The following is a 25,830-nucleotide window of genomic DNA, read 5'->3' as shown; positions in this document are numbered from 1 at the left end:
CGCAATACCGTGGGTGCGAGCCATTCACCGCTGGCCATCACGGCGGTCACCGCGAGATCACTGTCCAGCACTACAAGGTTGGCTTTGCGGCCGGTGCAGAGCGCCCCGACGTCATTCAGCCCGAGCGCGCGCGCCGGGGTCGCCGATGTCATCTGCACCGCAGCGGGCAGGCCCGCATCGGCGGCCGCCGCCCGAAACAGTTGATCCATGGTCGCGGTGCTGCCCGCGATGGTCGACGTTCCCCGCACGCGTGGCACCGTCGAGACGACATCAACATCCATTGTCCCGAGCCGAAATTCGCCATCACCGATCCCGGCCGCCGAAATAGCATCGGTGACCAGCGCCACCCGATCAGGTCCTGCCGTCGCGAACACCGTCGACAGCACTGCGGGGTGGACGTGAGCGCCGTCTGCGATCAACTCGACGGCCACCCGCGGATCCTGTAGCAGCGCGAGCGCTGGTCCGGGGTCGCGGTGGTGCAGCGGCCGCATACCGTTGAACAGATGGGTGCCGACCGTCGCACCAAGAGCGATGGCGTCCCGGGTCTGGTCGTAGCTCGCATCGGTATGTCCCACAGCCACAACGACTCCCGCGTCGATAAAGCGGACAATCGCGTCGTCGCTTCCGTGCCGTTCCGGTGCCACCGTGACCATCCGGATCGCCCCGTCACCGGCCGCCAGCAGGGCGTCGATCTCAGCGGGCTCTGGGTCGCGCATCTGCTGAGGATCGTGCGCGCCGCACCGCCCCGGGCTCAGCCAGGGGCCCTCCAAGTGGATGCCGGCCACGATGCCGGCCTGTGTCGCTTCGGTCAGTGCCCCCACCGCGTTGCGCAGATGAGCGGGGGAGCCGGTGACCAGACTCGCCAATGTCGTGGTGGTGCCATGCCGGCGATGAAATGCCGCCGCCCGCACAATGTCTGCGCTGTCGGCGTCGGTGTAGCTCGCGCCGCCGCCGCCGTGCACATGCATGTCGACAAATCCCGGAACCACGATCGCGCTCGGCAGGTTGACGTCGGCCGGCCGGGGCGGAGGGCCGGCGCCGCAGCCCAGAATCCGATCACCCGACGTTTCCAGCCACCCGGGACGACAGACCCGCTGTTCGAGAACGACTGTGCCGGCCGTGATTAGAGCCATGACGGCGCATGTGGCGCGGTGGTAGGTAACTCCTCGGGCCAGCTGCCGCCGTTCTCCCAGAAGTGCCGGATGTCCTCCAACTGCTTGCCCTTGGTCTCGGGCGCAAACCGGTAAACGAAGCCGAAGCTTGCGACCGCCAAAACACCGAACACCGCGAAGGTTCCGGCGCCGCCCAACGAATTCAGCATGGACAGGAAAGCGCCGGCAACGACCGCATTGGCTACCAAATCTGCGGTGAGCATGGCGCTGGACCCAAGCGACCGCAGCCGCGACGGCATGCTCTCACCCGCATATACCGATACCAGTGCGCCGAAGCCGAATGTGAAGCCGACCATGAAGATCAGTACCCCGATGAACCCGAACAACGTGAGCGCATCGTAGGAGTCGGAACTCACGGCGAAGACGACGACCAGGATCACGTCAGCGACGATCATCGTGGCGATGCCGGTCAACAGAATCGGCCGGCGACCCAACCGGTCGACGAGCAGCAGCGAAACGATTACCGCTGCCAGGGCGGCGACCTGAACCAGTGCCGGCAACAGCAGCAGCGCGAAGCTGCCCCGGAAGCCCATCGCCTCGAACAGCCGCGGGCCGTAGCAGATGATGGCGTTGACGCCGGTGATCTGGATGAAAAAGCCGAGCCCGACCAGGAAGACGGTGGCCCGCAGATACGGCCGGCGCAACATCTCGGCGACTACGCCGCCGCTTTCTTCGCGTTCTTCGCGAAGCGCGCGGCCGATTTCGGCGAGCTCCTGCTCGACGTCGCGGTCCGGTTCGATCCGCTGCAGCGCCCGGCGCGCGTCAGCGGTGCGGCCCTTGAGCATGTACCAGCGCGCGGTGTCGGGCAATCGATGCAACAGCAGCAGCGCCAGCACGGCGGGCAGGGCGGCCAGGCCCAGCATCAATCGCCAACTCTGCGAGCCGGACAGCAGGTAGGCCGCCACGTAACCGAGGATGATGCCGATGACGGTTGCCACCTGGTAGGCGACCAGCATGGAGCCGCGGACGGCTGCCGGCGTGGATTCGGCGACGAATACCGGTGCCACCACCATGGACAGCCCGATGGTCAGGCCCAAGAGCAGCCGCGCGCCCAGCAGCATCGGCATCGACGACGACATCGCTCCCAGTACCGCCAGCACCGCGTAGGCGGCGGTGGCCAGGGTAAGCGACTTCTTCCGTCCGGCCGCATTGGCCAGGGGCCCGCCTCCCGCCGCGCCGATGATCTGGCCGATGACCACCGCCGTGGTGACCAGCTCCTGCTGGTGGGTGCTGAGGTGAAAGCCGTCGGTGATGTAGAGCAGCGCGCCGGCGATGTTGGACAGGTCATAGCCGCAGATCAGGCCCACACTCGCCGCGGTGACGCCGACCAGCAGCGCTCGTCGCGACAGCTGCGCCTGATTGGCGCGGCCCATTCTCGTCCGTTTGCTGATTCGTGCACGTGGCATTGGCATACGCCCTCCCACGTTAGGCGGCGCGCGCCGTTATGAAATGGCGGGGCATGCACCGGCCCCGCGGCACGCCATGTGGTATGCGCTGGGTGTTCAGAATTCGCGCTGCGGCCTGCGGTTCAGCGAGCGCGCGACCATGATCAAGCCGAACACGATGATGGTGCCGATGACCGCCACGCCGACTCGCACCGGCAGCGCGTCGGCGGGCGGCACGATAGCGGCGGCGGCGCGGGCGGCGAGGCCGTCGCCATCGGCATCGGTGACGGGTTTGGCTGCCACCAGCGCCGGGTCCGGCTCGATCAGCGTTCCCACCCGAGTGCCCGGGGAAGTGGCGAACCCGTAGTCCAGTAGATGTGCGGCCTGTTGCCACGGCGCAATCGGCTGACGGGTGCCGTGCAGCAGTACGGCCATCAGCCGGCGACCGTCCCGGTTGGCCGCACCTACGAACGTCTGGCCGGCGTCGTCGGTGTAGCCGGTTTTGCCGCCCAGGGCGCCTGGATAGTGTGCGAGCAACTGGTTGTCGTTCTCCAGCTGATAACCAGGGGCATCGCCGTGGCCGGGGAAGTCGAAGGTCGGTGTCGCGACGATGCCGGCGAATGTCGGGTTCTCCCAGGCATACCGGTAGAACAGGCCGATGTCGTAGGCGGATGTGCTCATGCCGGGCCCGTCCAATCCGGACGGCGTCGCGACGCGGGTGTCGCGCCCGCCGAGCTTGGCGGCCAGCGTGTTGATCTTCTCCAGGGCGACCTGCATGCCGCCCAGCTGCACGGCCAGCGCGTGGGCGGCGTCGTTGCCGGAATGCATGAGCAGCCCGTGCAAGAGCTGGTTGACGGTGTAGGTGCCGCCGGGCGCGACGCCCACCTTGGTGCCCTCTGCGGCGGCGTCCTCCGGGGTGCCGTCGACGGTCTTGTTGAGGTTGAGTTCGTTGAGCGATGCCATCGCGACCAGCACCTTGATGACGCTGGCCGGTCGGTGGCGGCCGTGGGGGTCGCGGGCGGCGATGATGGCGCCGCTGTCCAGGTCGGCCACCACCCACGCCTCGGCGGAGATGTCGTCGGGCACCGGTGGCGTGTCCGGCGCGGCGATGACACCGCAGCCGGCCAGCGCGTTGCCGCCGACTGGCGACGGGGGCACCGGCAGCGGAAGCGGCGGATCACCGGCCCGGGGCACTTCCGACGAATCCACCGCCGGCGGGGTGGACACCTTGTAGCGGCACGCGTCCGGCGCCGCGTCGGGTTCGGCCACGGCGGCGGGAAGGCTCGGCACCGCGGCCAAGAAAACCGCTGCTGCCAGGCACGATGCGGAACGTAGGAAGACCATCGTGTGTGCAGGGTAGGCGATCGGCGGCCCGATTCAGCGGAGCCGCGCTGTGACTGATGTTGCAGAAGTCAAAAAGCCAGGTTCAGCGGGCGCCGGCCGCCGCAAGTTCGACGTGCGCGACGGCCGGGAAGTCAATCGTGCCCATCCATAGCTTGCCGGCGCTTTCGACAAGGCCGGTGACGACGCCGAAGTGGGGATGGCTGGTACGTAGGCCGGCGACGGGCGCACCGCCGTCCGGGTCGAACGCGACGGCCCACACCTCGGGTTTGATCCGTGGTTGCAGGCGCTCGGGCAGTCGCCACGCGATCTTGCGCAGGATCGGCGGGCGCGGCAGCAGCCATTCCAGCGCGGTATTGGCCTAGGCGACCATCGCCGTCCAGATCCGCCAGTCGGCGTCGGCGACGACGTCCTCGGGTCCATTGCCGGGCAGCGGGACGACTGTGATGCTCGGCGTTGGCATGTCGGGAAGCGGGTCGACCGGTGGTGGCTGCCAGCGGACCGGGTCGATAATCTTGCCGCGAAAGTGCAACTACCGACGCTGTTCCGGGCTGTTTCGAAATTGAGGGTTAGGGCGGCATGTCCTACCGGGTGTGGTGGTGGATGTCGTTTAGATGGGTTGGTGGCCAAAGGGTATCGACCAGTGGAGCGTGATCAGCAGTTTTTGTTGCCGGAGAACATGCGGGATTGGTTGCCTGAATCCGATCCGGTGTGGCTGGTGATCAGGGTGGTGGCGGGGTTGGATACGTCTGGCTTGCACGCCACGCGGCGCACCGGTGGCGCGGGTCGGGCTGGCTATGACCCGGAGATGTTGTTGACGTTACTGGTTTGGGCGTGGGCTCAGGGGGTGCGGTCGTCGCGGGTGATCGAGCGGATGTGTCATCGTGATGTGGCCTTTCGGATCATTTGCGCCGGTGATGGCCCAGATCATGTGACGATTGCGCGGTTTCGTGCCCAGGCTGCGGCGGCCTGTGAGGAGTTGTTCGCTTCGGTGCTGGGGTTGTGCGCGCGGTTGGGGATGGGTCAGTTGGGGGTGGTGGCCATCGATTCGGTCAAAATCGCCTCCAACGCTTCGATATCGGCCAACCGCACCGAAGACGGGCTGGTCAAGGCGGCTGCCGAACAGGCCGCGATCGACGCGGACAAGGCCCGCGAAATCGCCGCGGCCGCCGCGGCTGAGCACGCCGCCGCCGATGCCGCCGAGGATGTTTTGTACGGGCCGGATCGTCGTGGTGATGAGCTGCCCGCCGATCTGGTCGATCCCCGAACCCGGGCCGCGCGTATCGCCGAGGCGCTCGCCGAGCTCAAGGCCGGTAGTGCCGCGGGTGGGGCCGACCGCCAGGGGGTGCAGGAGCGCCGGCGCCAGCGCGAAGCCGACCGTGCGGCCAAACGCCAGACGCTGTTGGCCGACTACCGGGACCGGCGCGCCCGCGGCCTTCGGGCCGGCCCGCCACCCGCAGAGATCCGCGTCGAGGTCCTCACCGAGAGTGTGGCCCAGGAGAAGGCCCGCGTGCAGGCCCGCAACGACGCCTGGGCGGCCCGCCCATTCCGCGGTGGGCATACTCCCGGTCCGGTCGAAGACAATGTCTTCGTCAAACGCAAGCAGGCTGCCCTGGACCGGGCGATCGCCGACCGCGCCGCCGCCGAGCAGGCCGCCGCAGCCAATGCCGAGGCTGAGAGCGCGCAGGGCGGCGCAGCGGCCGCAGCTAGCCCCAAACGCAATATCACCGATCCACAATCACGGATGATGCCGCTGCGCGGCGGAGGCTGGCTACAGGGCTACAACTGCCAGGCCGCCACCAGCAGCGACGGGTTGATCATCGCCACCAGCGTCGGCAACAACCCCAGCGACGCCACCGCATTTGCCACCATCATCGACAAGACCACCGCCGCCGCCGCGCTCATCGACACCCACGCCCCTCACATCGCCGGAGCCACAGCCGGGATCGGGGTAGTGCTGGCCGATGCCGGCTACCTGAGCATCGATAACCTCACGATGCCCGGCCCTGACCGGCTGATCGCGGTCGGCAAGAGCCGCGACCTGGCCCTGGCCGCCCGCCAAGATCCCGCCGCTGGGCCACCTCCGCCCGATGCCACCCCGATCGAGGCGATGGCCCACCGGCTACGCACTCCCGAAGGACACGACACCTACAAGCAGCGCAGCCATATCGCCGAAACCCCGTTCGCCCACGCCAAACACAACCTCGGATTCCGACGCTTCACCAGCCGCGGAATCGACAGAGCCGCAGCCGAATTCAACTTCCACGCCCTGGTACACAACATCATGAAAGCCATCACCACCGCCATCCCCACACCAACCCCGGCCTGAACGCGGCCAGCCCTAGCTCCCCACACCTACCTCGCCCGCCACACCAACCTCAGGCAATTTCGAAACAGCCCGGTTCCTCGAGAAATACGTCGGTAGTTGCACTTTCGCGAGACTAGAGATGACTCTCCGTGAGCGCACTGCGCAGAATCGATTCGATGGTGTCGAATTCGGCTGGGCCGCAGATCAGTGGCGGCGCCAACTGGATCGCCGGGTCGCCGCGGTTGTCGATGCGGCAGTACAGCCCGCCGTCGTAGATCGCCGCGGACAGCTTGGGCAGCAACCGCTGGCGTTCCTCGGCGCTGAAGGTCTGTTTGGTCGTCTGGTCTTTGACCAATTCGATCGAGTAGAAGTAGCCCTCGCCGCGGATATCGCCGACGATCGGCAGGTCGTAAAGCCGCTCCAGGGTGGTGCGCAGGTCGGCTGTGTAGTGTTTGACGCGATCGGTCAGGCCCTCACGTTCGAAGATGTCGAGGTTGGCCAATGCGACAGCGGCCGAGACCGGATGGCCACCGAAGGTGTAGCCGTGCGGGAACATCGTCGCCGCGTCGTCGAATGGCTCGAACAGTCGGTCGCCGGCGATCATCGCGCCGATCGGCGAGTACCCCGACGTCATCCCCTTGGCGCAGGTGATCAGGTCGGGCACGTAGCCGAAATCGTCACAGGCGAACATCGATCCGATGCGGCCGAAGGCACAGATCACTTCGTCGGAGACCAGCAGCACGTCGTAGTCATCGCAGATCTCCCGGACCCGCTCGAAATAGCCGGGCGGCGGCGGGATGCTGCCGCCGGCGTTTTGCACCGGTTCGAGGAACACCGCGGCGACGGTGTCGGGGCCCTCGAACTCGATCGCCTCGGCGATCCGGTCGGCGGCCCACCGCCCGAAGGCTTTGGCGTCGGCGTCGAACGGTTCAGCTGCGCGGTAGAAGTTCGTGTTGGGCACTTTCACCGCGCCCGGTACCAGTGGCTCGAACGGGGTCTTGAACTCCGGTACCCCGGTGATGGCCAGCGCGCCCTGCGGGGTGCCGTGGTAGGCCACGGACCGCGAAATCGCTTTGTACTTCCCGGGTTTGCCGGTGAGCTTGAAGTACTGCTTGGCCAGTTTCCACGCGGTTTCCACCGCCTCGCCGCCACCGGTGGTGAAGAACACCCGATTCAGGTCGCCGGGCGCGTAGTGCGCCAGCCGTTCGGCGAGCTCGATAGCCGGCGGCGTGGCGTAGGACCACAGCGGAAAGTACGCCAGCGTGCCGGCCTGCGCCGCGGCCGCGTCGGCGAGTTCGACGCGGCCGTGTCCGACCTGCACGGTGAACAGCCCGGACAGGCCGTCGAGATAGCTCTTGCCGCGGTCGTCCCAGATCGTGACGCCGTCGCCGCGGGTGATGATCGGCGCTGTGATGCCGGGTCCATGCCGGGCGAAGTGACCCCATAGATGCCGTTCGGCCTTGGCTGACAGATTCTCGCTCATGTTGACCGCGAGCGTAACGCCACGGCGCTTTCGGGCGCTTGAATTATCAGCGGCGTTACGCTCGGCGCCGACTGCCGACGCCTAGGCCGGCGCGCGTTGGCCAAGCAGCCGGCGCTCGATGAGGTCAGCGCCGTAGCCGACGCCGCCGGTGGCCGAGAATCCGTCCGCCACATGTCGTGCGCCCTCGGTCATCGACATCGCCTGCAACACCTTGTATTTCAACCGTTTCGGGCTTAGCCGCCGGGCAGCAAGGCGGGTTCCGCTGCGGGAGACCTCGACGCGTCGAGCCACCTCGAACTGGTCGCGGCCATGCGGCACGACGCAAACCGGCACACCGCGCACAAGCGCCTTCTGCGTGGTCCCCATACCGCCGTGGGTGACCGCGCAGACCGCCCGATCCAACACCGCGCCGTGCGGCACGAACGCTTTGACGGTGGCGTTGCGCGGCGGCGTGATTCCGTTCGGGACGCCGGTAGGCAACGTGGCGACGACGTGCACAGGCTGATCGGCCAGCGCTTCGAGGGCCGTGAGCGCCAGCGCGGCATCGTCTTGGCGTTCCGAGGAGTTGGTGACCAGCACGACGGGTGAGTCGATGTCGTCGAGCCATGGCGTCGGCTCAGCTGCGGGGTCAAAGTCGCAGGGACCGATCAGCTGGACTGAGCCACCCCAATCCGGGTGCGGATATTCGAACGGCTCGCCAGTGGCGACCAGGACCAGCGGCGCGCGCCGGGCGAACTCGTCGGCAGAACCGACCGGGGCGGCACCCGCGTCGCCGCGAACCTTGTTGAGCGGACCTAACATCGCCTTTTCCACCGCACCGAGCACAATCGGGCGCAGCGCCGCATTGCGTATCCGGCCGGCCAGGCCGGGCCACGGCCGCAGGCCCGGTCCGAATGGCGGCACATCGCGGGATCCCAGAAACGGGGTGTAGGGCCAGAACGTGAGCCAAGGCACGTCCCCGGCGTCGGCGACCGCGGCGGCGCCCCAGCAGTTGGTGTCGATGATCAACGCATCCGGCGCAACGGTATCGATCGCGCCACGCAGGTCGCCGATCTCATGTGCCGCGCGCTCGGAGAAGGTGGCGCAGGCCAGTGTCAATGCCGCCCGCTGATTGGGAGCCCGCCAGTCGGACATCACGATGTCTTCGATGCGTGAGTCGATGGCCTCGGTGGCGAATCCGGCTCGGCGGCCGGTGAGCACGCCGGCGGCCAGAGTGCGCAACACGACGCGGTGACCGCGTTCGCGGAGTTCGGTCAGCAACGCGCAGATCGGGTACAAATGGCCCAACGCGGGCGAGGTGTACGCCAAAATAGTTGCCATTACGGCTCTTTCGTCGTAAGTGGTTCGAGCATCTCTTGCAGCGCGGCGATGGTTTCCTCGCAGTTCAGACTGGAGTCGATGCGCAGCAGTTCCCAGGTGCGTAGATCGCAAATTGCAACCAGCTGCGCCAGCCGCCGCGATCGTCTCGGCTCGCCGAGCCGGGCCAGCGCGTCGGAAAACACTGCTTGGCACCAGTCGCGGTGATACTGCTTTCCGGCCGCCAGGGCGTCGCCGACGGCAGGGGAGGCGGTGTGCTCGCCGAGCATCTTGAGCATCAACGGCCCCCACTCTTCGTAGTGCCCGATCAGGTTGGTGACGATGTCATCGAGGTTGTTGGGGACCGCGTCGCCGCGCCGGGCGTGGACTTCGGCAGCGAAGTGGGCTACGGCAGCGGCGAACACGGAATCCTTGTCACCGAACCGGCGCAGGATGGTCTGCACCGTCACCCCGGAACGCGCGGCGATGTCGGCCAGGGTGATATCGGCGAACGCCTTAACCGCTACCAGCTCCTTGGTCGCGATCAGGATGTTGTCGGCGGTTTGGGCCGCAGCGGCCGCCCGAGCGGTCATCCGATAGGGCCGAGCCCTTTTCATGTTAATGATACTAACGCGAAAATTGCTCCGGTGGGTGCTTTGGTGGCGGGCGAACTTAAGCTGAAGCAATGACGACGGCTTCAGACGTCACCGAATTCGAGGCCTTACGGCCGCATTTGCTGACCGTTGCCTACCGGCTGACCGGCACATTCGCCGACGCCGAGGACATGGTGCAAGAGGCCTGGTTGCGCTGGGAGGGCACCGATGCCGAGATCGCGGACCTGCGGGCCTGGTTGACGACCGTGGTCAGCCGCCTCGCGCTGGACCGACTGCGCTCGGCGGCGCACCGGCGGGAAAGCTACGTGGGCGAATGGTTGCCAGAGCCGGTGGTGACCGGATTCGACGACGCCGATCCGCTGTCAACGGTGGTGGCCAACGAGGACGCCCGGTTCGCGGCGATGGTGGTGCTGGAGCGGCTGAGGCCCGACCAGCGGGTGGCGTTCGTGTTGCACGACGGGTTCGCGGTGCCGTTTGGCGAGGTCGCCGACGTGCTGGGAACCAGCGAGGCCGCCGCGCGACAGTTGGCATCGCGGGCGCGCCGGGCAGTGGCCGACTCGCCGCCACCGAAGCCGGACACCACCCACAACGAGGTGGTGGGCAAGTTGATGGCGGCGATCGCCGCCGGCGACCTGGCCGCCACCGTCGCCCTGCTGCATCCGGACGTGACATTTACCGGCGACTCCAACCGCAGGGCGCCGACCGCCGCCCGGGTCATCCACGGACCGGACAAGGTGGCGCGTTTCGTGTTGGGTCTCGCGCAACGCTATGGACCCGCCTTCGTCACCGCCAACCAGCTGGCGCTGGTCAACGGCGAGCTGGGCGCCTACACCTCGGGCTCCTCGGGTGAGGACGGCTATCAGGCGATGATGCCGCGCGTCACCGCGATGACGGTGCGTGCGGGGAAGGTGTGTGCCATCTGGGATATCGCCAACCCTGACAAGTTCACCGGCTCTCCGTTGCGGGCTGGTTAGCAACGGCAAGGCCGAGTTTGAGCGCTTCAGCGGCCTCCGCGGCGGCTTCGACGAACCGACCTCCGATGCCCACGAAGTTGAGGTAGGCGTGGGGTAGATCAGCCTGGCGGCTCAGCGCTACCGGAACTCCGCCGGTCCGCAGTTTGTCCGCGTATGCCTCGCCCTCGTCCCGGAGCGGATCGAAACCGGCGCTGGCGATATAGGCGGGCGGCAAGTTGTGGACCTCGCCGTGTAGTGGTGACAGTCGCGGGTCGCTGCGATCGGTTCCCGGCGGTACATAGTTGGCCAGCGCCCAACGCAAATTCTGGTCGGTGAAGGTCGAGCTTTGGTTGAACAGGTCGCGCGAAGGCCAGCGTGTGCTCAGGTCCGTCGGGGCATACATCAGCAGCTGAAACGCCGGGACCGGACCGCCTCGTCGCACCGCCTGCTGCGCGGTCACCGCGGCGAGATTGCCGCCGGCGCTGTCGCCGCCGACCGCGATGCGGTCGCGATGGGCGCCCAGATCGGTGGCGTGCTGGCATGCGTATTCGAAGGCGGTGATCGCGTCGTCGACGGCGGCGGGGAAGGGGTCCTCTGGCGCGCGCCGGTACTCGACGGACAGCACGCGCACGCCGGCCTGGCTTGCCAGGTAACGGGCGACCGGGTCGTGGCTTATCCGGGAGCCGACCGAGAATCCGCCGCCGTGGTAATACACCAGCAGCCCCGACGGCTCGGGCACCTTCGCGGGGATATACAGGGTGGCCGGGATGCGGCCGTGTCCGGCGGGGATGATGATCTCCCGCGACGCGATGGGTTCCGGCGATTGATACCCGACGAGGTGTGGGAGGCCGTCGTATCGCATACGGGCCTTATCGATGGGGTCGGTGAAAACGTCTGAGCCAGACAGGTTTTTGAGCCTGATCATCAGCTGCGCTTCGAGCGCCTGCTCCTGTCCGTCGATCCGCACCGGCGGGCCGGCCAATAACCGGCGGACCGGCTTGGGCAACGCGAAGACGCCACGGAACACGGTGGCCCGAACGCGGATACCTAGTGCTGCCATGGCAATTCCTCCATTCCCTTAACAGCGACGAACCGCATTACGTGGCCGAGTAGTCGGGACTGCAGGCTGAGGTCGAGCCCATGTCGCGCACACTCGGTCTGGAAGTCGTCAAGCACGATCAGCCGATGCGGTGAGCCGTCCAAACTGTGAAACAGCCTCGCCAGAGGCGTGCGGACCAGGTCGTAGCCGACGAAGATTCCGCCCCGCCGCAACACGCGTGCAACCTCGGCGACCGCGCGTTCCCAGTCGACGATGTGGTGCAGCCGCAGGCAGCTGACGACGGAGTCGAAAGAAGCGTCGGGGAACGGCATCGCGGTGGCGTCGGCCGTTTTCACCGTCGCTTTGGTGAATCCGTGCAGCCGCGCGGCGGTGGCCCGCGTCATGTGTGGGTCGATATCTATCGTCGTCAGAGCAAGGCCGGGTTTCCTCGACAAAAGCTGCTGGGCAACAGATCCACTGCCGGCGCCGATTTCCAGAACTTCGTGGCCCAGTCGTTGGCCACCCAGCTCACGCGCGATCGCTGCGCTGCTGCAACGCCAGAGCGCGCCGCAGCAGAAGGCACGTTCGGAGCGTGACATCACCGGCATGCCTCAAGCCTGCGGTTAACCCCCGGGGAACGCTTGTATGGATCCGTCAGATCCGGGTTTCTCGCTCCGCGTGTGCGAAGTCACGTGGGGCGGCCCCGGTCATCTCCCAGCACACCCTGTTGGCGTGCGACCCGTCGGCGAACCCGGCCAGGTGGGCAGCGTCGGTGACGGAGCGACCATCAAGGAGATAGCGCACGGCGGTCACCAGGCGCTCCCACCGGATCGCGGCCGAGAGCGAGACGCCGGTCTGCTGCTTGCACAGCCGGCCGAGGTAATCGGGCGACAGCGCTACCGCGCCCGCGACCGACGCCACGTCGATGTGGTTCGGTACTTGGCTCGACACGACTTCAATTGCTTGTCGTAGCTGAGGGTGAACGGATCTCGGCCGGCCGGAGCTTCGGTCGTCCATTCCGCAAAGCTGATCCACAAGGAAATCCGCCGCGGCGTGCGCGCCACTCGCGTCCAGCGCCGCAGTTGTCGCCTCGGCCAGTCGCTGTCCGTCGTCGACGATCCAAACACCTCGGTGGCCGCGGCAACGGCTCAGCGCGTTCAGCGCAATGCCCTGCGGTGTTTGCAGCCCGAAATACAGCGTCATCGCCCCGGATTCCGAATCCGACCGCACGGCGTGGCGTGCACCGCTGCCGATCACAACCAGCCGGCACACGGCATGCGCGTCGTCGGCATGGCTAACCGTTAAGGCACCCCGTCCACCGAGCGTGACTTGAACTGCCGGGTGATGGTGGATCGCAAGATCGGAGAACGCGCCGGCAACCATGAGCCGACCCGACCCGAGGTCCCTAACCCGCATTGCGCAACTGTAGCGCTGACAGCCACGACTGCGCCGTGCTTGTGATCGCGGCTAGGCCCACGGAACCCGGCAGGCGTCACCGGAATTGAAGCCCTGCTCGGTGATGCCCAGCGCCGAATACATCCGGGCCCGCATGTTTTCCACACCGATCTGGTAGCTCAACTCGACCACGCCGGCATCCCCGAAGCGGGTCCGCAGGTCGGCGACCTGCTCGTCGGTGATCGTGTGCGGGTCGGTGGTCATCGCGTCAGCGTAGGCGATGGCGGCGCGCTCGTCGTCGGTGTAGCGCGGCGACGTCGCGTAATTGTCGATGTCTTTCAGCCGTTCGACGTCAAGGCCGTCGAGGCGCTGCAGCATGGACCCGAAATCCACGCACCACGAGCAGCCGATGGTGCGGGCGGTCCAAAAGACGGCCAGCTCGCGCACACTGGCGGGCAGTTTGCGGGACGCTGACTGCAGCATGGACTCGTGTACGGCGTTGGCGGCCAACACCCGCGGGTGATGCGCGGCAACGGTAAACGGCTCGGGGACCTCGCCAAAGCGCCGCTTGGCATAGCGGTAGGCGGCGCGGGCCCACAGCGGGGCCTTCTTCGGCGGCAGCGGTTCGATGCGAGTTTTCTGTGTCATACCCGTCAGACGAGACACCCCGCGAAAGTGTGACAAGCCCCCCAATTGCCGCGAGCGTGCGTGTCCCCGGCCGACACGCCGGGTTGATTACCGGGGACACGCACGCTCGCGGCAGCAACGTCAGCGCATGAAGGTGTGACAGCTTTACGGCTTGACCGGAGACGCGTATACACACGCCTATGAGACTGGCTATCGCCACTTTGGCAGTGCTTTGTCTCACCCTCCTAGGGTGCGGTGGCGCCGCGGTGAACCCGCCGTCGTCGCCGCCCGGCGCGCCTGGGGAGTTCATTCTGACCAGTCCCGCGTTCGCCGACAACACGCCCATCCCTGGCGAATACTCTTGCAAGGGCCGTAACGTCCCTCCACCGCTGCGCTGGGAGAACGTGCCGGCCGGCACCGAGTCGCTGGCGCTGGTGGTCGATGACCCCGACGCCCCTGCCGGGCGCTACGTGCACTGGGTGGTCACCGCCATCCCGCCCGCGACTACCGAAATTCGAGAAGGCGTCTTGCCTCAACGAGCGACGGTGAGCCTGAATTCCGCTGGTAAGCCGGAGTATTTCGGTCCATGCCCACCGGCCGGCGCCGGTGTGCACCACTATCGCTTCCAGCTGTACGCGGTGAGCAAGCCTTTGACGGTGGCGCCGACAACGTCAGCGGCAGAAGCGACCCGGACGATCGCGGATGCGACCATCTCCGATGCCCGCACGGTCGGCCTTTTCAGCTCGTGAGTATTGAGATTGCGTCCAGGGTCGTGGATTTCGCGGAATCACAGCCCTACGCGCAACCTCAACGACAGCAGCTCGCGGCAGGAAAGCCACCGTTGCCGCGAGCGTGCGTGATCCCGGCCGACACGCCGGGCTGATAACCGGGGACACGCACGCTCGCGCAAGAGGCAAGAGGGGTAAGCGCTAACGCGCGAACATCAGCGCGCGCTTGACCTCTTGAATGGCCTTGGTCACCTCGATGCCGCGCGGGCAGGCCTCGGTGCAGTTGAACGTGGTACGGCAGCGCCACACCCCGTCGACCTCGTTGAGGATGTCGAGGCGCTCAGCGGCGGCCTCGTCGCGGCTGTCGAAGATGAAGCGGTGCGCATTGACGATCGCGGCCGGCCCGAAATACGAACCCTCATGCCAAAACACCGGGCAGCTGGTGGTGCAGGCCGCGCACAGGATGCACTTGGTGGTGTCGTCGTAGCGGGCCCGGTCGGTCTGGCTTTGGATTCGCTCGCGGGTCGGCGGGTTGCCGCTGGTGATCAGGTAGGGCTTGACCGCGCGATAGGCGTCGAAGAACGGCTCCATGTCGACCACCAAGTCCTTCTCGACGGGCAGCCCGCGGATCGGCTCGATGGTGATGGTCAGTTGCTTACTCGGCTTCTTGGGCAGCAGGTCACGCATCAGCACCTTGCAGGCCAGCCGGTTGTGGCCGTTGATCCGCATCGCGTCGGAACCGCACACCCCATGCGCGCAGGAGCGCCGGAACGTCAGTGTGCCGTCGAGGTAACTCTTGACGTAGATCAGCAGGTTCAGCAGCCGGTCACTGGGCAGGCACGGCACCCGAAAGCTCTGCCAGCCGGCAGCGTCCAGGTTTTCCGGATTGAACCGGGCGATCTTCAGCGTCACCATCACCGCGCCGTCGGGAACCGGCGGCAACGGCGGGTCACCGGCTTCCGGGGTCTCGACAACCTCGTCTGACGACATCAGTACTTCCGTTCCTTGGGCTCGTAGCGGGTCTGCGCCACCGGCTTGAAATCCAGCCGGATATCGGACAGCAGCTCGCTACCCTGCTTGTAGGCCATGGTGTGACGCATGTAGTTGGTGTCGTCGCGGTTGGGGTAGTCCTCGCGGGCGTGCCCGCCGCGGGATTCCTTGCGATTCAATGCGCCCACCACGGTGACTTCGGCCAGTTCCAGCAAGAATCCCAGCTCGATGGCCTCCAGCAAGTCGCTGTTGAATCGTTTCCCCTTGTCGTGCACCGTGATTCGGGAATACCGCTCTTTCAATGCGTGGATGTCGGTGAGCGCCTGCTTCAGCGTTTCCTCGGTGCGGAACACCGCGGCGTTGTTGTCCATGGTCTGCTGCAACGCGCCGCGGATATCGGCGACGCGCTCGTTGCCGTGTTCGGAGAGGATGTCCGAAACCCAGTTGACGACCATCGCCGCGGGCTCCGGCGGCAGCTCGACAAAGTCGTGGCCGGCCGCGTAGTTGGCGGCGGCAATCCCGGCCCGGCGTCCAAAGACGTTGATATCCAACAGCGAATTGGTGCCCAGCCGGTTGGCGCCGTGCACCGACACGCAGGCGCACTCGCCCGCCGCATACAGCCCCGGCACGGTAGTGGTGTTGTCCCGCAGCACCTGCCCGGTGACCGTGGTCGGAATGCCGCCCATCACGTAATGACAGGTCGGATAGACCGGCACCAGCTCGTTGACCGGGTCCACACCCAAATAGGTGCGGGCGAATTCGGTGATGTCGGGCAGCTTGGCTTCCAGCACGTCCTCGCCCAGGTGACGCACGTCGATGTAGACGTAGTCCTTGTTGGGCCCGGCACCGCGGCCCTCCAGCACCTCGAGCACCATTGAGCGGGCGACGATGTCGCGCGGCGCCAGGTCGACGATCGTCGGCGCGTAGCGCTCCATGAACCGCTCACCTTCGCCGTTGAGCAGCCGGCCACCCTCGCCGCGCACGGCCTCGGAGATCAGGATGCCCAGCCCGGCCAGGCCGGTCGGGTGGAACTGGTGAAACTCCATGTCCTCCAACGGAAGTCCCTTGCGGAACACGATGCCGATGCCGTCGCCGGTCAGGGTGTGCGCATTCGAGGTGGTCTTGTACATCCGCCCCGAGCCGCCGGTGGCGATCACGACGGCCTTGGCGTGGAACACGTGAATCTCGCCGGTGGCCAACTCATAGGCGATGACCCCGGTGGTGACCGGCCCCTTCGGGGTTTGGGTGAGCGCCAGGTCGAGCACGTAGAACTCGTTGAAAAACTGCACGTCGTGCTTGACGCAGTTCTGATACAGCGTCTGCAGGATCATGTGGCCGGTGCGGTCAGCGGCATAGCAGGACCGGCGCACCGGGGCCTTGCCGTGATCGCGGGTGTGGCCGCCGAATCGGCGTTGGTCGATGCGGCCCTCGGGGGTGCGGTTGAACGGCATCCCCATCTTCTCGAGGTCGAGCACCGCGTCGATGGCTTCTTTGCACATGATCTCGACTGCGTCCTGGTCGGCGAGGTAGTCGCCGCCCTTGACGGTGTCGAAGGTGTGCCATTCCCAGTTGTCGTCTTCGACGTTGGCCAGCGCCGCGCACATTCCGCCCTGGGCGGCGCCGGTGTGGCTGCGGGTGGGATAGAGCTTGGTCAGCACGGCAGTCCGAACGCGTGGACCCGCTTCCACCGCCGCTCGCATGCCGGCGCCGCCGGCGCCGACGATCACCACGTCGTATCGATGTTCTTGAATCATCGGGTTTCCTTCGCCAACAAACCCCGGTATTGATGCCAGGGAGGAACGCCGATTCCGGCCTGCGCGCGTGTGGTTTTTCTGTTGTTGTCGGTGGCGGTGGCTACCTTGCGGGTATGTCTCGATTTCGGTTGCTGCCAACGCCGGCTCAGCAGGTGGTGTTGGTGGAGCATTGCCGCCACGCCCGGTTCGTGTGGAACCTGGCGGTGGAGCAGCAGCAGTTGTGGCAGCCGGGACGTCGCGCTCCTGGGTATAACGAGCAGTGCGCGCAGTTGACCGAGGCCCGCGGTGAATACGACTGGTTGGCGGCCGGATCGCAGACTGTGCAACAGCAAGCGCTGCGCGACTTTGCGCAGGCCATGCGCAACTTCTTCGCTGGCACGCACCGGCGCCCGTCGTGGCGCAAGGCCGGCATGCATGAAGGCTTCCGACAAGTCGGAGTAAAACCTGGCCATATTGCGAAGGTGAATCGGCGTTATGGGCACGTATGGGTGCCGAAGATCGGCTGGGTTCGCTTTCGCCGGAGCCGGACTGTTCCGAAGGGCGTGAAGTCCTATCGCATCACGCGGGATCGGGCCGGGCGCTGGCATGTCGCCTTCGCGCAGATCCCCGAGCCGATCCCGGGACCGGGCGATGGGAGCGTGGTCGGCGTTGATCGCGGGGTGGTGGTCTCGGCGGCACTGTCCACGGGCGAGCTGCTGCACGCCCCTGGCCTGACCCCCGGTGAAGAGACCCGGCTGCGCCGGCTGCAGCAACGCCTCTCGCGCGCCCAGCGTGGCTCCAACCGCCGAGCCCGCACCAAACTGGCCATCGCCGGACTCAAAGCGCACGAAACCGACCGACGACGCGACTGGGTGGAAAAGACCACCACCGATTTGGCGCGCCGGTTTGACACGATTCGGGTGGAAGACCTTGATGTTCGGGCGATGACGCGTTCCGCGCGGGGCACCGTGGAACGCCCGGGTATTCGGGTCGCGCAGAAGCGGGGGCTTAACCGCGCAATCAGTTGTCAAGGGTGGGGTCGGCTGGTTGCCCGGCTCGACCACAAAGCTGCGGGGCGCCTTGAACGGGTCCCGGCTGCGTACACGTCGCAACGATGCTCCGTCTGTGGGCACATCGCGCCCGAAAACCGCAAGAGCCAAGCGGTCTTCGCGTGTGTGGCCTGCAATGCGGGCCCGTGCAACGCCGATGTGAACGCGGCTCGCAACATCGCCGCCGGGCGGGCGGTGCCAGCACAGGGAGACCTCGCCGTTAGGCGGTCTGTGAACTGTGAACCTCAACTCAGCTCTCCTGCTGCCTAAGTAGGTGGGACGGGTTGGAATCTCGGGACTTGAGTCTGGGGAGGACGTCAAGAGATGTTTGGGTCGAAGGTCAGCAGCACGTAAGTCCCCAGCACCAGCGTGAAGATCATCGACAACGCCAGCAGCGTGTTCAGCCAGAACCGGGTGGAATCCTTGCGGGTGTAGTCGTCGATGATCGTGCGCAGGCCGTTGCCGCCGTGCAGCTGTGCCAGCCACAACAACAGCAGATCCCAGGTCTGCCAGAACGGCGACGCCCAGCGCTGGGCGACGTAGTTGAAGTCGATGCGATAGACGCCGTCGTCCCACATCAACATCACGAACAGGTGCCCGAGCGCAAGAAATACAAGGACGAGACCAGACATTCGCATGAACAGCCAGGCGTACTTCTCGAAGTTGGGCATCCCGGCCCGGCGGCGCGGCGCCCGCGGATTGTCCAAGCCGGCGGGGCGGTCCTGGCTGCGCTGGCGCACCGGGGCGAACTGGCCACGGCCCAGCTGAAGATCAGGTGTGCTCATCCGAACCGCCCCCACATGTGGATGGCGACCACCACCGTCGCCGGAACCATGACCAGCAACCAGATGATCGCGATGGCCCACAGCATCAGCCGCTGATAGCGGGCGCCCTGCCACCAGAAGTCGATCAGAATGACCCGGATGCCGTTGAGCGCGTGGTAGAGCACGGCGGCCACCAGACCCAGCTCCATCAGGCCCACGATCGGGGTCTTATAGGTCTCGATGACCTCGTTGTAGGTCTGCGGCGCCACCCGGACCAGCGCGGTGTCCAGCACGTGCACGAACAGGAAGAAGAAGATCGTGGCGCCGGTGATGCGGTGCAGCACCCACGACCACATACCCGGATCGCCGCGATACAGACTTCGGCGCAGCGGCCGAACGCGCGATCCTTGGACTGTCGAGGATGTCGCCGTCGTCATCACCGCCTCCGGAATCTCGTGTCGACCCGCCGCGGCCCGGCTTCGCCGCGCTTGAGACGGCCACCAGTGAATTGATGGGCCGTCGGGTGGACTCTAAACCCATTTATGGGCCGGATAAACCACTCCGCGGCCGCCAACGCGTTGGACGGCGGTGGATCTAGGCTGGCGTTGTGAGTTAACCAACAGTGATCGGAGCCCGCCCCGTGTATTGCCCCCCACGCTCGTTGCCGCGATGATGACCGACACTGTTGACTGGGAATTGCTGCGCGACAAGGCGATTCAGGTAGCGCGGAGTGCTTACGCACCGTATTCGGGGCTGCGAGTGGGAGCAGCAGCGTTGGTCGACGATCGACGCGTGATCACCGGCTGCAATGTGGAGAATGTCTCATATGGCCTAGGTCTCTGCGCCGAGTGTGCTGTGGTGTGCGCCCTACATACGGGCGGCGGCGGACGGCTACTCGCGCTGTCCTGCCTCGAGGCAGGTGGCTCTCTTTTGATGCCCTGCGGGCGGTGCCGACAGGTGCTGTTGGAGCACGGCGGACCGGAGTTGCTGATCGATCACCCCGACGGCCCGCGCCGGCTGGGTGACTTGTTGCCCGACGCGTTCGGCCCGGGCGACCTCCCGTGAGCTTCGACGCGCCAACGGTCATCAAGACCAAACGCGACGGCAATCGGTTGTCCGATGACGCGATCGACTGGGTCATCGACGCCTACACCGACGGACGGGTCGCCGAGGAACAGATGGCGGCGCTGCTGATGGCGATTCTTTTGCAGGGCATGGACGCCAACGAAACCGCCCGCTGGACGGCGGCAATGATCGCCTCCGGTGAGCGGATGGACTTCGGTGATCTGCGCCGCGGCGGCGCGCCGCTGCCCACGGTGGACAAGCACTCCACCGGCGGGGTCGGCGACAAGATCACGTTACCGTTGGTAGCCGTCGTCGCGGCCTGCGGTGCCGCAGTGCCCCAGGCGTCGGGCCGCGGACTCGGCCACACCGGCGGGACGCTGGACAAGCTGGAATCGATCGCCGGCTTCACCGCGGACCTTACTAAACAGCAAGTCCGCCAACAACTCCGCGACATCGGCGCCGCAATCTTCGCGGCTGGCCGATTGGCGCCCGCCGACGCGAAACTCTATGCGTTGCGTGACGTCACCGGCACCGTGGAGTCGTTGCCACTGATCGCCAGCTCGGTGATGAGCAAAAAGCTGGCCGAAGGAGCCGGCGCGCTGGTGCTCGACGTCAAGGTCGGTTCCGGAGCGTTCATGACGTCGCGGCCGCCGGCCGAGGAGCTGGCACGTGCCATGGTGCGGCTGGGCGACGCGCACGGCGTACCCACCTGCGCGATGCTCACCGACATGAACGCTCCGCTCGGCCACACCGCAGGCAACGCGCTGGAGGTGGCCGAAGCCCTCGAGGTACTGGCCGGCGGCGGACCGCCCGACGTAGTCGAGCTGACGCTGCGGCTGGCCGCCGAAATGCTGCAGATCGCCGGCGTCGACGGCCACGACCCGGCCCAGACATTGGGCGACGGCACCGCGATGGACCGATTCCGGGCATTAGTGGCCGCGCAGCAGGGTGACTTGTCGGTACCGTTGCCAATCGGTAGGTGTTCCGAGACCGTCACAGCACCCCGGGGCGGCACAATGGGCGACATCGAGGCAATGGCAGTAGGGCTGGCGGTATGGCGGCTCGGTGCGGGCAGGTCCCGCCCGGGCGAGCGGGTGCAGCCCGGGGCCGGAATCCGAATCCACCGCCGCCCCGGAGACTCGGTGGCCGCCGGTGAGCCGCTGTTCACCCTCTACACCGACACCCCCGAACGCTTCGGTGCGGCAATGGCCGAGCTGGCTGGCGCGTGGAGCATCGGTGACACCCCGCCGGCCCAGCGGCCGCTGATCATCGATCGGATTGGGTCATGACCACACCGCTGAGCCTGGAGATGATCCGGCAGGCGCCGAAGGCGTTGTTGCACGATCACCTGGACGGCGGGCTGCGCCCGGCGACCGTGCTCGAGATCGCCGGTCAGACCGGATACGACGATCTGCCGGCCACCGATGTCGACGAGCTGGCCACCTGGTTTCGCACCGCATCGCACAGCGGCTCGCTGGAGCGCTACCTGGAACCGTTCTCGCACACTGTCGCGGTCATGCAGACTCCCGAGGCACTGCATCGGGTGGCCTGCGAATGCGTGGAAGACCTGGCCGCTGACTCGGTGGTCTACGCCGAAGTGCGATTTGCTCCAGAGCTGCACATCAACCGTGGGCTGTCCTTCGACGAAGTCACCGATGCCGTGCTGGCAGGTTTCGCCGACGGCGAGAAGGCCGCCGCAGCCGAGGGGCGCGCTATCACGGTGCGCTGCCTGGTCACCGCCATGCGGCACGCCGCGCTGTCCCGGGAAATCGCCGAGCTGGCGATCCGATTCCGGGACAAGGGCGTCGTCGGATTCGACATCGCCGGCGCCGAGGCCGGCTACCCTCCCACGCGGCATCTCGACGCCTTCGAATACATGCGAAACCACAACGCCCGCTTCACCATTCATGCCGGTGAGGCATTCGGTTTGCCATCCATCCACGAGGCGATCGCGTTCTGCGGCGCCGACCGGCTGGGCCACGGCGTGCGGATCGTCGACGACATCGATGTCGAGCCCGATGGCCGGGTCCGGTTGGGCCGGCTGGCATCGATCCTGCGGGACAAGCGGATTCCCTTCGAGATGTGCCCGAGCTCCAACGTGCAGACCGGCGCCGTCGACAGCATCGCCAACCACCCGTTCGACCTGTTGGCGCGGGCCAGATTCCGGGTGACGATCAACACCGACAACCGGCTGATGAGCGACACCTTCATGAGCCGCGAAATGCATCGGCTGGTAGAGGCTTTCGGCTACGGCTGGACTGACCTCGAGCGGTTCACCATCAATGCGATGAAGTCGGCCTTCATTCCATTCGACGAGCGGTTGGCGATCATTGACGACGTCATCAAACCGCGGTACGCGGTGTTGGTCGGCTAGCGCGGTGGCCGCGACCGACTCGGTGTTCGACTTCGCCGACGTCGTGGTGCAGCGTGACGATGTGCGTGCGCTGGACGGGTTCACCGCCGAGATCCCGAAGAAGGGGGTCACGGTGGTGTTCGGCCCGTCGGGATCGGGCAAGTCGACGTTGCTGCGATTGTGCAATCGGCTGGAGGTACCGACCAGCGGGCGAGTGTTGTTCTACGGCAACGACGTCGAAGACGCCGACCCGCTCTGGTTGCGGCGCCAAGTCGGCATGTGTTTCCAGCGCCCGACACCGTTTCCCGGCACCGTCAGTGACAACCTGCGAGCCGCCGACCCGCAGGCATCGCACGCGCAGATGCGCGACATGCTGGCGCGGGTGGCGTTGACCGGGTCGTGGCTGGATCGCGACGCCACGGCGCTGTCCGGCGGCGAGGCGCAGCGGATGTGCTTGGCCCGCACGCTGATTGCGCAGCCGCAGGTGCTGCTGCTGGACGAACCGACGTCGGCCGTCGACAACACCGCGGCGCGCGCGATCGAACAGGCGGTGCGCGCGCTGGCCGACGAGGACGGAATTCCTGCGCTGTGGGTCACCCACGATTCGGCGCAGGTTGAGCGCATCGCCGATTGGGTGGTGCAGATCGAACAAGGCCGCTGCACCGGAGCCGGACCGGCAGCGGGGAGGTGACGCGATGAACGGCGAAGTCGGATGGGTAGGGCTGGCGATATCGCTGGCATTGGTGGGATTCGCGGCGGCGATCTCGCTATGGCAGCGGCTGGATTTGGAACGCCAGGTGGTGTGGTCGGCGGTGCGCGCGCTGGTGCAGCTGCTGCTGGTGGGTGGCGTATTGGTCTTGCTTTTCGAGCCGGGCCGGTCGATGTGGTGGTCGTGGGCGTGGACGGCGGGCATGGTCGCGTATGCCGGCGATGTCGCCCGCAGACGCGCGCCGGAGGTCCCCCGACTGGGGCCATTGGCGATCGCCGCCTTCGCCACCGCGGCGGCCGTCACGCTCGGCGTGATATTCGGGTTGCGGGTGTTTCCCCTGGAGCCCCGGACCCTGGTTCCGATCGCGGGCATGATGATCGGCAACTCGATGACGGCCACGGTGCTGGTGGCCCGCCGCCTGGTCGACGAGTTGCGTGACAAGCGCGACGAGGTTGAAGCCCGACTGGCTCTCGCTCAGCCCTACCGTCAAGCTGCCGCCCCCTACCTGCGAACCGCGTTGCGGTCGGCGCTGACTCCGCAGATCGAAACCACCAAGGCCACCGGTCTGGTTTTCTTGCCGGGCGCGATGACCGGGCTCATCCTGGCGGGGGTGTCCCCGGTAGAGGCGGTACTGGTGCAGGCGGTCGTGATGTTTCTGATCCTGGGGTCGGTCGCGGTCACCACTGTGGTGGTGGCGCTTGGCCTAGTGCGTCGGATCTTCACTCGTGACCACCGGCTGCTGCCGCTCGGCCGCCGGCAGGCGAACCGGTAGTGGTTTAGCGGGCCGCGCCGATGTATTTGGTTTCCAGGAATTCGGCAATGCCGAGGAAGCCGCCTTCGCGGCCGAGCCCGGACTGCTTGACCCCGCCGAACGGGCCGGACGGTGTGGAAACCACACCCTGGTTGAGGCCGACCATCCCGGTGTCGAGCGCCTCGGCCACGCGCCAGCCGCGCCGGGTGTCGTTGGTGTAGAGGTAGGCGACCAGGCCGTATTCGGTGTCGTTGGCCCGTGCGACGACCTCGTCCTCGGTGTCGAAGGCGCTGACTGCGGCCACCGGTCCGAAGATCTCGGTGCACGCCATATCGGCATCGTCCGGGACATCGGTGAGAACCGTTGGGGGATAGAAGTATCCGGGCATGTCGAGGCGCTGCCCGCCGAGCCGTACGGTGGCCCCACGGGCGCGGGCGTCGGCCACCAATGCCGACACCTTGGCCACCGCGTCGGCGTCGATCAGCGGCCCGACGTCCACCCCGGTCTCGGTGCCACGCCCGACTTTCAGCGCGCGCATCCGGTCGACGAGCGCGGCGGTGAACGACTCGGCGATGGAGCGCTGAACGTAGATCCGGTTAGCGGCGGTGCAGGCCTGGCCGATGTTGCGCATCTTGGCGGCCAGCGCTCCAGCGACCGCCTCGTCGATGTCGGCGTCGTCGAACACGATGAAGGGCGCGTTGCCGCCGAGTTCCATCGAGGTGCGCTTGACGGTCGCCGCGCATTGCGCCAGCAGCACCCGACCAACGGCGGTGGAGCCGGTGAACGACAGCTTGCGCGCCCGCGGGTCGGCCAGCAACGGGGCCATCGCCGCTGCCGGATCGGTGGTCGTCACCACGGTGACGACGCCGTCGGGAACACCGGCCTCGCGCAGGCTGCCCAGCAGCGCAAGCATCGACAGCGGGGTCTGCTCGGCCGGCTTGACCACACAGGTGCAGCCCGCTGCCAGCGCCGGGCCGATCTTGCGGGTGCCCATCGCCAGCGGAAAGTTCCACGGGGTGACGAGCAACGACGGCCCGACCGGCTGGTGGGTGACCAGCAGACGGGACCGGCCGTCGGGTGAGGTCATCAACCCGCCGTCGATCCGCAGCGCCTCACCGGCGAACCAGCGGAAGAATTCGGCCGCATAACGCACCTCACCGGCCGCCTCCGGCAGGGGCTTGCCCATCTCGAGCGTCATCAGCAGCGCCAAGTCGTCGGTGCGCTCGACCATCAACTGGTAGGCGCGAGTCAAGACGTCGGCGCGTTGGGTGGGGGTGGTCGCCGCCCAGCACGGCTGCGCCGAGACCGCGGCGTCGAGGCAGGCGGTGGCCGCGTCGGGTCCCATGTCCAGCACCGCGCCTATCGGCTGCTCGGTCGAGGGATCGATGACGTCGAATCGGGTGCCGTCGGCCGGTTGCTGTTCCATGGCCCGGGCCACCACCATGCGTTCGGTATCCGTCGGCACGCCACTATGCTAGTGAATTGTCAACAATCGACAAAGGTAGGGGGCCCACGTGGCGCGCTTTATCTCGATCACGCTGACCAAGCGCAACGTGTCCTGCCGGGCGCGGTTGCTCGACGATCAAGCGCCGCGTACCTGCGCGGCAGTCTGGGATGCGCTGCCGGTGGCCGGCCAGGCCTATCACGGTAAGTACGCCCGTAACGAGGTGTACACGCTGCTACCGCCCCTGGGTGCTCCGGGACGCGAAAACTGCACGGTGACACCGATTCCCGGCGACGTGTGCTTCTTCGGCTTTGAGGCGTCCGAGATCGGAAACCCGGCCTACGGCTATGACGAAGGCTCCGAGGCGCATTCCCCGCAAGGGGCTACCGATCTGGCAATCTTCTACGGCCGCAACAACTTACTGATCAACGGGGACATCGGCTGGGTGCCCGGTAATGTCTTCGCCACGATCGAAGAAGGGCTGGACGACATCGCCGCAGCCTGTACCGACCTGTGGATGGGCGGCGCGATCGGCGAGCAATTGGCCTTCGCCCGCGCCTAGCTCGTTGGCCGGTCCCAGCTGCGAGCGTGCGCAAAAACGGTATCGCGCCAGGCGTGTCGGCCGGGGACA

General features: G+C 66.8%; 27 protein-coding genes and 1 pseudogene. 11 read left to right on the top strand and 17 right to left on the bottom strand.

Features of this window, described 5'->3' with window-relative positions; translation table 11 throughout:
- The 5 genes from nagA to AC5Y49_RS22330 all read right to left on the bottom strand — a co-directional run.
- A partial coding sequence (gene nagA / locus AC5Y49_RS22350) for an N-acetylglucosamine-6-phosphate deacetylase (protein WP_499891337.1) occupies nt 1-1,133 on the bottom strand: 1,133 nt, incomplete at its 3' end.
- Nucleotides 1,124-2,545, bottom strand: coding sequence for a sugar porter family MFS transporter (locus AC5Y49_RS22345; RefSeq protein WP_499891357.1), 1,422 nt, complete (start codon nt 2,543-2,545; stop codon nt 1,124-1,126). The genes nagA and AC5Y49_RS22345, both read right to left, overlap by 10 nt.
- 129 nt (nt 2,546-2,674) lie before the next feature.
- A complete protein-coding gene (gene dacB1 / locus AC5Y49_RS22340) occupies nt 2,675-3,901 on the bottom strand; it encodes a D-alanyl-D-alanine carboxypeptidase DacB1 (protein WP_499891335.1) in 1,227 nt (408 codons plus the stop codon).
- 82 nt (nt 3,902-3,983) lie between these two features.
- A complete protein-coding gene (locus AC5Y49_RS22335) occupies nt 3,984-4,160 on the bottom strand; it encodes a hypothetical protein (RefSeq protein ID WP_499891333.1) in 177 nt (58 codons plus the stop codon).
- Between the two features lie 99 nt (nt 4,161-4,259).
- Nucleotides 4,260-4,430, bottom strand: coding sequence for a hypothetical protein (locus AC5Y49_RS22330; protein WP_499891331.1), 171 nt, complete (start codon nt 4,428-4,430; stop codon nt 4,260-4,262).
- A 90-nt stretch (nt 4,431-4,520) separates the two neighbouring features.
- Here AC5Y49_RS22330 and AC5Y49_RS22325 point away from each other — a divergent pair, with 90 nt between their 5' ends.
- The gene (locus AC5Y49_RS22325) at nt 4,521-6,227 is read left to right on the top strand and encodes a transposase (RefSeq protein ID WP_499891330.1); all 1,707 of its coding nucleotides are present in this window, start codon (nt 4,521-4,523) and stop codon (nt 6,225-6,227) included.
- A 112-nt stretch (nt 6,228-6,339) separates the two neighbouring features.
- Here the strand turns inward: AC5Y49_RS22325 and AC5Y49_RS22320 are convergent, their stop codons facing one another.
- The 3 genes from AC5Y49_RS22320 to AC5Y49_RS22310 all read right to left on the bottom strand — a co-directional run bounded on the left by AC5Y49_RS22320 (nt 6,340) and on the right by AC5Y49_RS22310 (nt 9,602).
- The gene (locus AC5Y49_RS22320) at nt 6,340-7,689 is read right to left on the bottom strand and encodes an aspartate aminotransferase family protein (protein WP_499891328.1); all 1,350 of its coding nucleotides are present in this window, start codon (nt 7,687-7,689) and stop codon (nt 6,340-6,342) included.
- Between the two features lie 81 nt (nt 7,690-7,770).
- A complete protein-coding gene (locus AC5Y49_RS22315) occupies nt 7,771-9,009 on the bottom strand; it encodes a nucleotide disphospho-sugar-binding domain-containing protein (RefSeq protein ID WP_499891326.1) in 1,239 nt (412 codons plus the stop codon).
- Nucleotides 9,009-9,602, bottom strand: coding sequence for a TetR/AcrR family transcriptional regulator (locus tag AC5Y49_RS22310; protein WP_499891324.1), 594 nt, complete (start codon nt 9,600-9,602; stop codon nt 9,009-9,011). The genes AC5Y49_RS22315 and AC5Y49_RS22310 overlap by 1 nt, the downstream gene beginning before the upstream one ends.
- Before the next feature lie 68 nt (nt 9,603-9,670).
- On the opposite strand from AC5Y49_RS22310, the gene AC5Y49_RS22305 reads away from it, so the two are divergent.
- Nucleotides 9,671-10,573 carry a sigma-70 family RNA polymerase sigma factor gene (locus AC5Y49_RS22305; RefSeq protein ID WP_499891323.1) on the top strand — a complete coding sequence of 301 codons (903 nt, stop codon included), beginning with the start codon at nt 9,671-9,673 and terminating at the stop codon, nt 10,571-10,573.
- On the opposite strand, the gene AC5Y49_RS22300 is transcribed toward AC5Y49_RS22305, so the two are convergent.
- Nucleotides 10,545-11,612, bottom strand: coding sequence for an alpha/beta hydrolase (locus AC5Y49_RS22300; RefSeq protein ID WP_499891319.1), 1,068 nt, complete (start codon nt 11,610-11,612; stop codon nt 10,545-10,547). The two genes, AC5Y49_RS22305 and AC5Y49_RS22300, sit on opposite strands and share 29 nt — an antisense overlap.
- The gene (locus AC5Y49_RS22295; RefSeq protein WP_499891355.1) at nt 11,600-12,082 is read right to left on the bottom strand and encodes a class I SAM-dependent methyltransferase; all 483 of its coding nucleotides are present in this window, start codon (nt 12,080-12,082) and stop codon (nt 11,600-11,602) included. Before AC5Y49_RS22295 ends, AC5Y49_RS22300 begins: the two co-directional genes overlap by 13 nt.
- Here AC5Y49_RS22295 and AC5Y49_RS22290 point away from each other — a divergent pair.
- The gene (locus AC5Y49_RS22290) at nt 11,996-12,187 is read left to right on the top strand and encodes a hypothetical protein (RefSeq protein ID WP_499891358.1); all 192 of its coding nucleotides are present in this window, start codon (nt 11,996-11,998) and stop codon (nt 12,185-12,187) included. The genes AC5Y49_RS22295 and AC5Y49_RS22290 overlap by 87 nt on opposite strands.
- A 58-nt stretch (nt 12,188-12,245) precedes the next feature.
- Here the strand turns inward: AC5Y49_RS22290 and AC5Y49_RS22285 are convergent, their stop codons facing one another.
- Entirely contained in the window at nt 12,246-13,007 is a 762-nt protein-coding gene (locus AC5Y49_RS22285) for a helix-turn-helix transcriptional regulator (protein ID WP_499891317.1), read from the bottom strand.
- A gap of 51 nt (nt 13,008-13,058) precedes the next feature.
- A pseudogene (locus tag AC5Y49_RS22280) lies at nt 13,059-13,649 on the bottom strand (carboxymuconolactone decarboxylase family protein); the annotation flags it as partial.
- Between the two features lie 164 nt (nt 13,650-13,813).
- On the opposite strand from AC5Y49_RS22280, the gene AC5Y49_RS22275 reads away from it, so the two are divergent.
- Nucleotides 13,814-14,362: a YbhB/YbcL family Raf kinase inhibitor-like protein gene (locus tag AC5Y49_RS22275; protein WP_499891313.1), complete on the top strand. Its 549-nt coding sequence runs from the start codon at nt 13,814-13,816 to the stop codon at nt 14,360-14,362.
- A gap of 180 nt (nt 14,363-14,542) precedes the next feature.
- Here the strand turns inward: AC5Y49_RS22275 and AC5Y49_RS22270 are convergent, their stop codons facing one another.
- Nucleotides 14,543-15,331 (bottom strand): succinate dehydrogenase iron-sulfur subunit, encoded by a 789-nt coding sequence (locus AC5Y49_RS22270; protein ID WP_499891310.1) that lies wholly within the window; start codon nt 15,329-15,331, stop codon nt 14,543-14,545.
- Nucleotides 15,331-17,085, bottom strand: coding sequence for a succinate dehydrogenase flavoprotein subunit (sdhA, locus tag AC5Y49_RS22265; RefSeq protein WP_499891308.1), 1,755 nt, complete (start codon nt 17,083-17,085; stop codon nt 15,331-15,333). Before sdhA ends, AC5Y49_RS22270 begins: the two co-directional genes overlap by 1 nt.
- Nucleotides 17,086-17,198: 113 nt before the next feature.
- On the opposite strand from sdhA, the gene AC5Y49_RS22260 reads away from it, so the two are divergent.
- The gene (locus tag AC5Y49_RS22260; protein ID WP_499891306.1) at nt 17,199-18,383 is read left to right on the top strand and encodes an RNA-guided endonuclease InsQ/TnpB family protein; all 1,185 of its coding nucleotides are present in this window, start codon (nt 17,199-17,201) and stop codon (nt 18,381-18,383) included.
- A 47-nt stretch (nt 18,384-18,430) separates the two neighbouring features.
- Here AC5Y49_RS22260 and AC5Y49_RS22255 read toward each other — a convergent pair whose 3' ends face one another.
- Nucleotides 18,431-18,898: a succinate dehydrogenase hydrophobic membrane anchor subunit gene (locus AC5Y49_RS22255; RefSeq protein ID WP_499891304.1), complete on the bottom strand. Its 468-nt coding sequence runs from the start codon at nt 18,896-18,898 to the stop codon at nt 18,431-18,433.
- Nucleotides 18,895-19,233 (bottom strand): succinate dehydrogenase, cytochrome b556 subunit, encoded by a 339-nt coding sequence (gene sdhC / locus AC5Y49_RS22250; RefSeq protein WP_499891353.1) that lies wholly within the window; start codon nt 19,231-19,233, stop codon nt 18,895-18,897. Before sdhC ends, AC5Y49_RS22255 begins: the two co-directional genes overlap by 4 nt.
- Before the next feature lie 316 nt (nt 19,234-19,549).
- Between sdhC and AC5Y49_RS22245 the strand changes: the two genes are divergently transcribed.
- Genes AC5Y49_RS22245 through AC5Y49_RS22225 form a run of 5 tightly spaced genes read left to right on the top strand, consistent with a single transcriptional unit; the run spans nt 19,550 to nt 23,776 of the window.
- Nucleotides 19,550-19,942: a cytidine deaminase gene (locus tag AC5Y49_RS22245; RefSeq protein ID WP_499891303.1), complete on the top strand. Its 393-nt coding sequence runs from the start codon at nt 19,550-19,552 to the stop codon at nt 19,940-19,942.
- Nucleotides 19,939-21,231, top strand: coding sequence for a thymidine phosphorylase (locus tag AC5Y49_RS22240; RefSeq protein WP_499891301.1), 1,293 nt, complete (start codon nt 19,939-19,941; stop codon nt 21,229-21,231). Before AC5Y49_RS22245 ends, AC5Y49_RS22240 begins: the two co-directional genes overlap by 4 nt.
- The gene (locus tag AC5Y49_RS22235) at nt 21,228-22,316 is read left to right on the top strand and encodes an adenosine deaminase (protein ID WP_499891298.1); all 1,089 of its coding nucleotides are present in this window, start codon (nt 21,228-21,230) and stop codon (nt 22,314-22,316) included. Before AC5Y49_RS22240 ends, AC5Y49_RS22235 begins: the two co-directional genes overlap by 4 nt.
- A gap of 4 nt (nt 22,317-22,320) precedes the next feature.
- On the top strand, nt 22,321-22,986 hold the full coding sequence (locus tag AC5Y49_RS22230) for an ABC transporter ATP-binding protein (protein ID WP_499891296.1): 666 nt from the start codon (nt 22,321-22,323) through the stop codon (nt 22,984-22,986).
- Nucleotides 22,987-22,990: 4 nt separating this feature from the next.
- A complete protein-coding gene (locus AC5Y49_RS22225; protein ID WP_499891294.1) occupies nt 22,991-23,776 on the top strand; it encodes an ABC transporter permease in 786 nt (261 codons plus the stop codon).
- Between the two features lie 4 nt (nt 23,777-23,780).
- On the opposite strand, the gene AC5Y49_RS22220 is transcribed toward AC5Y49_RS22225, so the two are convergent.
- A complete protein-coding gene (locus AC5Y49_RS22220; protein ID WP_499891349.1) occupies nt 23,781-25,181 on the bottom strand; it encodes an NAD-dependent succinate-semialdehyde dehydrogenase in 1,401 nt (466 codons plus the stop codon).
- A gap of 88 nt (nt 25,182-25,269) precedes the next feature.
- Here AC5Y49_RS22220 and AC5Y49_RS22215 point away from each other — a divergent pair, with 88 nt between their 5' ends.
- Nucleotides 25,270-25,761, top strand: coding sequence for a DUF3830 family protein (locus tag AC5Y49_RS22215; RefSeq protein WP_499891293.1), 492 nt, complete (start codon nt 25,270-25,272; stop codon nt 25,759-25,761).
- Nucleotides 25,762-25,830 lie beyond the last annotated feature (69 nt).

The sequence above is a fragment of the Mycobacterium sp. NGS62 genome, from assembly GCF_059812285.1.
The sequence above is the reverse complement of the archived record's forward strand: the minus strand, read 5'-3'. Positions and strand labels throughout refer to the sequence as shown.

Coding starts and splice junctions, on each gene's coding strand:
- AC5Y49_RS22345 (WP_499891357.1), bottom strand. CDS start 2,545: ATGGGCCGCGCCAATCAGGCGCAGCTGTCGCGACGAGCGCTGCTGGTC.
- dacB1 (WP_499891335.1), bottom strand. CDS start 3,901: ATGGTCTTCCTACGTTCCGCATCGTGCCTGGCAGCAGCGGTTTTCTTG.
- AC5Y49_RS22320 (WP_499891328.1), bottom strand. CDS start 7,689: ATGAGCGAGAATCTGTCAGCCAAGGCCGAACGGCATCTATGGGGTCAC.
- AC5Y49_RS22315 (WP_499891326.1), bottom strand. CDS start 9,009: ATGGCAACTATTTTGGCGTACACCTCGCCCGCGTTGGGCCATTTGTAC.
- AC5Y49_RS22310 (WP_499891324.1), bottom strand. CDS start 9,602: ATGAAAAGGGCTCGGCCCTATCGGATGACCGCTCGGGCGGCCGCTGCG.
- AC5Y49_RS22305 (WP_499891323.1), top strand. CDS start 9,671: ATGACGACGGCTTCAGACGTCACCGAATTCGAGGCCTTACGGCCGCAT.
- AC5Y49_RS22300 (WP_499891319.1), bottom strand. CDS start 11,612: ATGGCAGCACTAGGTATCCGCGTTCGGGCCACCGTGTTCCGTGGCGTC.
- AC5Y49_RS22285 (WP_499891317.1), bottom strand. CDS start 13,007: ATGCGGGTTAGGGACCTCGGGTCGGGTCGGCTCATGGTTGCCGGCGCG.
- AC5Y49_RS22275 (WP_499891313.1), top strand. CDS start 13,814: ATGAGACTGGCTATCGCCACTTTGGCAGTGCTTTGTCTCACCCTCCTA.
- AC5Y49_RS22270 (WP_499891310.1), bottom strand. CDS start 15,331: ATGTCGTCAGACGAGGTTGTCGAGACCCCGGAAGCCGGTGACCCGCCG.
- sdhA (WP_499891308.1), bottom strand. CDS start 17,085: ATGATTCAAGAACATCGATACGACGTGGTGATCGTCGGCGCCGGCGGC.
- AC5Y49_RS22260 (WP_499891306.1), top strand. CDS start 17,199: ATGTCTCGATTTCGGTTGCTGCCAACGCCGGCTCAGCAGGTGGTGTTG.
- AC5Y49_RS22255 (WP_499891304.1), bottom strand. CDS start 18,898: ATGAGCACACCTGATCTTCAGCTGGGCCGTGGCCAGTTCGCCCCGGTG.
- sdhC (WP_499891353.1), bottom strand. CDS start 19,233: ATGTGGTCGTGGGTGCTGCACCGCATCACCGGCGCCACGATCTTCTTC.
- AC5Y49_RS22245 (WP_499891303.1), top strand. CDS start 19,550: ATGACCGACACTGTTGACTGGGAATTGCTGCGCGACAAGGCGATTCAG.
- AC5Y49_RS22235 (WP_499891298.1), top strand. CDS start 21,228: ATGACCACACCGCTGAGCCTGGAGATGATCCGGCAGGCGCCGAAGGCG.
- AC5Y49_RS22225 (WP_499891294.1), top strand. CDS start 22,991: ATGAACGGCGAAGTCGGATGGGTAGGGCTGGCGATATCGCTGGCATTG.
- AC5Y49_RS22220 (WP_499891349.1), bottom strand. CDS start 25,181: ATGGAACAGCAACCGGCCGACGGCACCCGATTCGACGTCATCGATCCC.